Consider the following 7993-nt stretch of genomic DNA (forward strand, 5'->3'; position numbering starts at 1 on the left):
ACGGCACCCCCGGACCGCCGGTCAGGCGAGGCGGATCACGTTCCAGGACAGCGGCTCCAGTACGGCGGTGAGCCGCCCGTCCTCGACGCGGGTGCCGTCGACCGGGTGCGGGGCCACCCGGTCGGGCTGGGCGAGGGTGTTGCGGGCGTCCGGGTCGGCGTCGGAGAGGGCGCTGTGCTCGGTGACGCGGGTCAGGTCGAGGCCGTTCAGGGCCACCTCCAGGGGCAGGGCCTCGGCGCGGCTGCGGTTGACGGCGAACACGGTGACCGTGCCGTCGTCGGCGCGGACGGCGGTGGCGTGCAGCAGGTCGGCCTCGCCGTACTTCTCCGTCTCGTACACCGGCGAGTCCACGCGCACGTCCAACACCTCGCCGCGGCCGTGCTTCGAGGCCTGGGCGAAGGGGAAGAACGTGGTCTGCCGCCAGGCGGGGCCGCCGGGCTCGGTCGTGATCGGGGCGATGACGTTGACGAGCTGGGCGAGGCAGGCGACGGTCACGCGGTCGGCGTGCCGGAGCAGCGCGATCAGCAGGGAGCCGAGGACGACGGCGTCGGTGACGGTGTAGTTGTCCTCCAGCAGGCGCGGGGCCTCGGGCCAGTCGAGGACGCTGACCTGGTCGTGGGTGCGGGACATGTACCAGACGTTCCACTCGTCGAAGGAGAGGTTGATCTTCTTCTTCGACTTCAGGCGGGCGCCGACGTGGTCGCAGGTGGCGACGACGTTCTCGATGAAGGACTCCATGTCGACGGCGGACGCGAGGAAGGAGTCGGCGTCGGTGGCGGAGGGGTCGTAGTAGGCGTGCAGGGAGATGTAGTCGACGAGGTCGTAGGTCTCGGCGAGGACCTTCGCCTCCCATTCGGCGAAGGTGGGCATGGACTGGGTGGAGCTGCCGCAGGCGACGAGTTCGATGCCGTTGTCGATCTGGCGCATGGCGCGGGCGGTCTCGGCGGCGAGCCGGCCGTACTCCTCGGCGGTCTTGTGGCCGGTCTGCCAGGGGCCGTCCATCTCGTTGCCGAGGCACCACAGGCGGATGCCGAAGGGGTCCTTGTCGCCGTGGGCGACGCGCAGGTCCGACAGGGCGGTGCCGGAGGGGTGGTTGGCGTACTCCTGGAGTTCCAGGGCCTCGGCGACACCTCGGGTGCCGAGGTTGATCGCCATCATGGGTTCGGCCTGCGGGCCGAGCTTCTTCAGGAAGGCGATGTACTCGGACAGGCCGAAGCGGTTGGTCTCCGTGGAGCGCCAGGCGAGGTCGAGCCGGCGCGGGCGGGACTCGACGGGGCCGACGGAGTCCTCCCACTTGTAGCCGGAGACGAAGTTGCCGCCGGGGTAGCGGATCGTGGTGACGCCGAGTTCGCGGATCAGGTCGAGCACGTCCTGACGCAGGCCGGCCTCGTCGGCGGTGGGGTGGCCGGGCTCGAAGATGCCGGTGTAGACGCAGCGGCCGAGGTGTTCGACGAAGGAGCCGAACAGGCGGGGGTTCACTCGGGCGACGGTGAAGGCGGGGTCCAGGGTGAAGCGGGCGGTGCGCATGTGTTCCTTCCGGGAGCGTGACATGGTCGGTTGCGGTCGGTGGACGGCCGGGGCGGCGTGCGCGGTGCCGGCCGTCCCACGCCCACCAGGTCGCCCTTCGGCCCGCTCGGGCGGTCGGGGCCGGGTGAGGGTGGGTCGTCGTCGGCGGCGCGGGGTCTCGGCGTGCGTGCGGCTCACTGGCCGGCGAGGCCGGTGCGGGCGAAGCCGTATCCGGCGAGGGCGTCGGCGCCCGTGCCGAGAGCGGCGAAGCCGAAGCTGCCCGCGACCGCCAGGCCGCCCGCCGTGGCCAGAAGATGCCTGCGATTCAGGCCAGGTCGTCCCATTGCCTGCCCTTACAGTTCGGGATCGTGCCGGGGGTTCGTCCGCGCACCGCACGGACGTGGGCGTACAGGAACACCCAAACATGTTCGATATTTCGGATGACGCTCGTAACTTCGAACGGGACCGTAAAGTGCTCACGCCTGCCCGTCAATGGGTGCGGCACGAACTTCCCGACCGCGTGGTGAAAGCCCTTCCCCCCGGACGTCGCCGACGGGTGCCCGGAGCGGCCAAAAGCGGTCGGTCCGTACGGCCCGCACCGGCCCGCCCGTCCGGTGAAAGTGACGGGGACACGTCCGGCCCCGTACGCTCGGAACACCTCGCGGCGGAAGGAGGCGGATTGGCAGGGCTGGCGCTCACCCCGTCGGCGTTCGTCACCGACTTCTACACCTCGTTCTGGTGGTTCCCGACAGCCGTCCTCGCCTGCGCGCTGGCCGTCAAACTGCCGACGATCCTCCGGCTGTGGAAGGACCCGCTGCTGCGCGCCGTCGGCGGACTGCTGCTGCTGGCCTGCGCGGTGTTCGTGTGCGTCGCACCGTCCACCATCGCCTGGACCAACCGCGTCACCGGCATCCCCAACTTCGCGGCACCGCTGGTGTATTCGCTGCTCACCGCGTTCTGCGGGGCCTGCCTGCTGCTGATCATCGCCTGGCGCAACGGCCCCGCCCACTCCGCCGCCACCCGCCGCGCCCGCCGCCTCGTCCTCACCTCGTACGCGGCGGTCATCGTCGCGCTGTGGGTGCTGTTCGCCCTCGCCGACGCGCCCGTGGAGCGGCTGCGCGACCTCGACACGTACTACGCCAACACGCCGTACATGCGCGAGCTGATCCTGCTCTATCTGCTCGCGCACTGCGTGGCCGTGCTCATCACCTGCCGGCTCATCTGGAACTGGGTGCGCACCGACGGCCTCGACGGCTGGCTGCGCTGGGGGCTGAGCTTCCTCGGCGGAGGCTACGCCCTCAACCTCGTCTTCGACGCCGCGAAACTCACCGCCGTCACCGCCCGCTGGACCGGCCACGACCTGGACGTCCTCAGCACCAACGTCGCCCCGCCCGTCGCCGGCCTGTCCGCCGTGCTCCTCGCGGTCGGCTTCATCCTGCCGCACCTCGGGCAGTACCTGCTGGACCGCTGGCGGGTCCGGCTCGCCCACCGCGAACTGCGCCCGCTGTACCGGCTGTTACGGTCCGTGCACGGCTCGGGCGTGCCGTTCGAGCTTCGGGCCGCGCCGGAACTGCGTCTCGTACGGCGCGAGACGTTCATCCGCGACGTCCTCCTCCCGCTCGCCCGCGACCTCGACGAGGAGCTGCGGCGCGCCGCCCTGGACGCCGCCCTCGCCCTCGGCCACCCGCCCGAGCGGGCCCGCGCCCTCGCCGCCGCCGTGACCCTGCTGGACGCCGCCGAGGCCCGTCGCGGCGGACAGCACACCGGGACCGCCGGGGACACCGCCGGCGTGGACCCCGCCGGGCTGCTGAGGGAGATCGGCGCGGTCTCCCGCGCGCTGCGCCGCCCCGACGTCCTCCAGGAGGTCCGCGCGCTCGCCGGGGCACACGGCACGCGCACCGGTCCCGCCGCCCCGGACCGGCGGCCCGGCCGGGCCGCGCCCCGCGACCCCGGCCTCGTCGGCGACCCGCCTCCCGGGTAGTGCGCTCCCCCCGCTCCTTGGGATAGTGCACAGATGCCCCCCACAGCACATCAGGACGGTGCCGAGAACAGTGCGTTGGCGTACCAGCAGGGAGATGCGTCGGCTGGCCGACGCCCTCATCGAGCCGATACGGGTGCCGCTCCCGACCGATCCCGAGCAGCTGTTCGCCGCGCTCGTCGACTCCGTGAGCGCCTGGCGCGGCCACGAGGTCACCGTCCAGCGTGAGGTCTTCCCCCCGCACACCGCGAGCGGACTGTGGCTCGCCCGCGAGGCCCAGGACATCGTCGTCGTCGACAAGCGGGCCGCGGTGTGGCACCAGATCGTGATCTTCTGCCACGAGGTGTGGCACATGAACCGCGCCGGTGAGGAGCCCGCCCCGGCGCCGGGAGCCACCCCGTCGCTGCCCCGGCCGGTCGCCGCCCGCACCGACTTCACCCTGGCCGAGGAACAGGAAGCGGACCGTTTCGGCATGCTGATGGGCCGCAGGCTCAGAGCCTGGCTGGAGGCCTCCCCCGACTCGGTGTTCGCCGCCGGCGGCGACGGCCCCCAGGACCTCGCGGGCCGCATCGGCGCCGCCCTCAACTATCGGGGGACACGCCGGTGAACGGCCTGACCAACTACATCAGCTGCGGCGTGCTGTGGCTCGGACTCGCCGTGAAGGCACCCGACCTCGTCCGGCACCGGCACGACCCCTACCTGCGGGCCATCTGCGCCGTCCTCGGCCTGGCCGGGCTGTGCTTCTTCCTCGGCGCGCCGCCCACCGTCGGCGCGGTCAACGGGCTCAGCGGCATACCCAACCTCGCCGCGCCCCTCACCTACGCCGCGATCACCGCGTACGGCGCCGCCTCCCAGGTCCTCATCGTGCGCTGGCGAGGCGGGCCCGGCGTACGGCGTGTCGCACGCCGCTGGACGGTCGCCTACGCGGGTGTCGTCCTCGGCATCGCCGTGACGTTCGCGCTCGGCGACGCGCCCGTGGAACGCCGCACCGACCTGGACACCTACTACGCCACCACGCCGTTCATCGCCGAGATGATCGTGCTGTACCTGGTCGCGCATCTCGTCGCCGCCACCGTCACCATGGTCTCCGCGCTCACCTGGGCCCGGCAGGTCACCGGCTGGCTGCGCGCCGGACTGCTGTCCCTCGGCACGGGCACCCTGTGCACGGCCGTCTTCAGCACCGCCAAGCTCGTCGCGGTCACCGCCCGCTGGTCCGGGCGCGACTGGTCGGCGCTGGACACCGGCGTCTCCCCGGCCGCCGCCGGGCTCGGCGCGCTGCTCACCTCCGCCGGCATCCTCCTGCCGCTGGCCGGGCCCCGGCTCGCGGAACGGCACCGGGCACGGCGGGCGTACGCGCGTCTCGCACCGCTGGAACGGGAACTGGACGGCGTCCTCTCACGGCGCGCCCTGCGGCTGCCCCGGCCCCGCTGGTCCTCCCCGCACGCCCTGCTGATGTGGCGTCAGACCAGCGTGCAGAACGCGCTCGGCTACCTGGACGGCACCTGGGACCCGCGGCTGTACGCCGAGACCCGTGAGGCCGCGCTGCGCGCCACCGCCGACCCGCCCCGCGCCGAGGCCACCGCCTGGGCCGCGGTCATCGCGGAGGCGGCCCTGCGCGACGGGACCGGCGCCGGGGCGCGGCCGGCGGCCGGTGATCCGCCGCTGATGCTCGCGGCGCCCCCCGCGGGCCCGGACGCCGGGCCCGTGGACCTGGCCGCCGTCGCGGACGCGCTGCGGCAGTCCGCGCTCGTCGCCGACCTGCGGCAGAGGCTGCGCCGGACCGGGCCGGGCACCGGTGTCACCGGCGTGAACGAGGTGCGCCCGGTATGAGCCTCGTGGTGTATCTGGCGGCCGGCGTCTTCGGGTTCTCGTCCGTGCTGCTGTTCCGGCGCCGTCCCGGCGCGCTGCGCGACCCGCTGGCGCTCTCCACCTGCGCGGCGATCGTCCTCGGCTCCCTCGTCTTCGTGTGCGCCGCCCCGCTGACGCTGTCCGCGGTCAACGACCTCACCGGTGTCCCCAACTTCGGCGCGCCGCTGACGTACGGCATGCTCTCGGCGTACAGCTGCTCGCTGCTGGTGCTGCTGGTCAACTGGCGCGGCGGGCCCCGCGAGCGGGTGCGCAGGCTGGTGCTGCGCTGCATGGCCGCCTACGCGGCGCTCATCGTGGCGATCGTCGTGCTGTTCGCCCTGGGCGACGCCCGCACCGAGCGGCTGACCGACCTCGACACCTACTACGCGACGACGCCCGGGCTGCGCGAGATGATCGCCCTGTATCTGACCGGGCACGGTGCCGCGCTCGTCGCGATGTGCGCGGTGTGCGTGAAGTGGGGGCGGGAGGTCACCGGGCTGCTGCGCACCGGGCTGCGGCTGATCCTGGCGGGTGCGCTGCTGGACCTGCTGGGCTTCCAGGCCACCAAGTCGACTGCGGTCGTGGCCCGTTGGACCGGGCACGACCTGGACTTCCTGTCCACGACGGTGGCCCCGCCGCTGGCGTCCCTGGCCGCGCTGCTCTGCTCGGCGGGTTTCGTGCTGCCGCGGCTGCTGCCGGCGGCGGTGGCGCAGTGGCGGGGACTGGGCGAGCACCGGGAGCTGCGCCCGCTGTGGGCCGCGGTGCGGTTCGCCTCGACCGCGCCGCAGCCGCGCACCGCGTGGTGGTGGCTGCCGCAGGAGCGGCTGCGCTGGCGGGAGGTGTCCATCCATGACGCGCTGCTCGCGCTGGCGCCCTACTTCGACGAGGACGTCCGTACGCGAGCCCTGGACGCGGCGCTGCGCGCGGGCCGCTCCCCGCATCAGGCGCGGATCGACGCGGAGGCGGCGATGCTGGCCGCCGCCGCCCGCCGGGCCGCCGCGCACGAGCCGCCGCTGGACGCCCCGAGCCCGTACCGGCTGCACGCCACGGAGGTCCCCGGCACGAGCGGGCTGGTGGAGCTGGCGCGGGCACTGCCGGGCTGCCCCTGGACGCCGAGGGAGTCGCAGGTACGGTAAGTGCCGCCTCCCCCACGGCCTTTCCCCCCGCGCACGCGCCCGCCGATCCGAAGGAGCCCCATGCCCTACCGAGCTGTCGTCGTCGGAGCCGGCCTCGCCGGAATGCTCGCCGCGGCGGCCTTGTCGGCCGCCGTGGACGAGGTGGTCGTCGTGGAGCGCGACGACCTGCCCGACGGGCCGGCGCACCGCAGGGGCGTGCCGCAGGGCCGGCACGCGCATCTGTTGATGCCGGGCGGCCTGGAGGCCATGGAGGAACTGATACCGGGCGCGGGGGTGCGCGAGAGACTGCTGGAGGCGGGCGCGCACGAGGTGGCGTTCGGGTCCGGCATGGTGGCGTGGACCGCGCAGGGCTGGCTGCGCCGCTGGCGGGACGGCGGGCCGCGCATGGTCACGTGCAGCAGGGCCCTGCTGGACTGGGTGGTGCGGGACCTGGTGCTGGAGCGGTTCCCTCGGGTACGGATCGAACGGGGCCGGGCGGAGGGGCTCGCGGGTTCGGCGGCACGTGTCACGGGCGTACGGATCGTGCCGGGCACGGACGACGACGGCACCGCGGCGGAGCGGGAACTCGCCGCCGACCTGGTGGTGGAGGCGTCCGGGCGGGGATCGCGGATCACGGCCTGGCTGGAGGAGCTGGGCATCGGTGGGGTGCGGGAGCGGACGATCGACGTCGGCCTGGTCAACGCCACCCGCCTGTACCGCACGCCGGAAGGCGCGGAGGACTTCCCGCTGACGGTGCTTCAGGCCGATCCGTACGGGGGCAGGCCGGGACGCAGCGGCATGGTGCTGCCGATCGAGGGCGGCCGGTGGATGGTCAGCCTGGCGGGGACACGCGGCGGCGGGGAGCCGCCGGCGGACGCGGAAAGCTTCCTGCGGTACACGCTGGATCTGCCGCACCCGATCGTCGGGCAGCTCATCTCCGGTGCGGAGCCGCTCGGTGAGGTGCACGTCAGCCGCAGCACGAAGAACACGCGCCGCTATCTGGAGCGGCTGCGCACCTGGCCGGAGGGGCTGATGGTGCTCGGCGACGCGGTGGCCACGTTCAACCCGGCGTACGGGCAGGGCATGTCGGTCGCCGCGATCGGTGCCGTGGAGCTGCGCCGGGAGCTGGAGCGCGGCGGGCCCGTGGCGCCGGGTCTGGCGCGGCGGGTGCAGCGGCGGGCGGCGCGGGTGGTGGAGGCGGCGTGGGCGTCGGCGGTGGGGCAGGACGTGTTCTTCCCGCAGGTGCGCGGGGGGCGGCCGAACCTCGCCGACCGTCTCGTCAGCGGCTATTCGCGCCGGCTGACGGGCTCGGCGGCGTCGTCGCCGGGCGCGGCGCGGGCGCTGTGGGACGTGACGAGCATGCGGACCGGGCCGAGCCGGCTGCTGCGGCCCGACGCGCTGCTCGCCGCGCTCGCCGGGCCGCTGCTGCCGCCGTTGGCGGGACCGCCGCTGACCCCGGCCGAGCGCAAGATCCTCGCGGAGCTGGACGGGACGGGGGGCGGGACGGGCTGTCTCTTATAAACATTTCCGAGCCCACGAGACTACG

At 73.9% G+C, this 7993-nt stretch carries 7 protein-coding genes; 5 read left to right on the forward strand and 2 right to left on the reverse strand.

The features are described 5' to 3' along the window. Nucleotides 1-21 precede the first annotated feature (21 nt). Entirely contained in the window at nucleotides 22-1527 is a 1506-nt protein-coding gene (arfA, locus tag MTQ10_RS02460; RefSeq protein WP_247461693.1) for an arabinosylfuranosidase ArfA, read from the reverse strand. A 173-nt stretch (nucleotides 1528-1700) separates the two neighbouring features. Then, complete coding sequence (locus MTQ10_RS02465; protein ID WP_247461707.1) at nucleotides 1701-1850, reverse strand: hypothetical protein; 150 nt, start codon at nucleotides 1848-1850, stop codon at nucleotides 1701-1703. 335 nt (nucleotides 1851-2185) lie between these two features. Between MTQ10_RS02465 and MTQ10_RS02470 the strand changes: the two genes are divergently transcribed. The 5 genes from MTQ10_RS02470 (at nucleotide 2186) to MTQ10_RS02490 (ending at nucleotide 7968) form a co-directional block, all read left to right on the forward strand. Continuing rightward, complete coding sequence (locus MTQ10_RS02470; protein WP_247461695.1) at nucleotides 2186-3487, forward strand: MAB_1171c family putative transporter; 1302 nt, start codon at nucleotides 2186-2188, stop codon at nucleotides 3485-3487. Nucleotides 3488-3581: 94 nt separating this feature from the next. After that, a complete protein-coding gene (locus MTQ10_RS02475; protein ID WP_247461697.1) occupies nucleotides 3582-4091 on the forward strand; it encodes a toxin in 510 nt (169 codons plus the stop codon). Beyond that, on the forward strand, nucleotides 4088-5314 hold the full coding sequence (locus MTQ10_RS02480) for an MAB_1171c family putative transporter (RefSeq protein ID WP_247461699.1): 1227 nt from the start codon (nucleotides 4088-4090) through the stop codon (nucleotides 5312-5314). The genes MTQ10_RS02475 and MTQ10_RS02480 overlap by 4 nt, the downstream gene beginning before the upstream one ends. Then, nucleotides 5311-6468, forward strand: coding sequence for an MAB_1171c family putative transporter (locus MTQ10_RS02485; protein ID WP_247461701.1), 1158 nt, complete (start codon nucleotides 5311-5313; stop codon nucleotides 6466-6468). The genes MTQ10_RS02480 and MTQ10_RS02485 overlap by 4 nt, the downstream gene beginning before the upstream one ends. A gap of 60 nt (nucleotides 6469-6528) precedes the next feature. Beyond that, entirely contained in the window at nucleotides 6529-7968 is a 1440-nt protein-coding gene (locus MTQ10_RS02490) for an FAD-dependent monooxygenase (protein WP_247461703.1), read from the forward strand. Nucleotides 7969-7993: the final 25 nt, after the last annotated feature.

Source organism: Streptomyces sp. XM83C (assembly GCF_023072675.1).
Classification (GTDB): domain Bacteria; phylum Actinomycetota; class Actinomycetes; order Streptomycetales; family Streptomycetaceae; genus Streptomyces; species Streptomyces thermocoprophilus.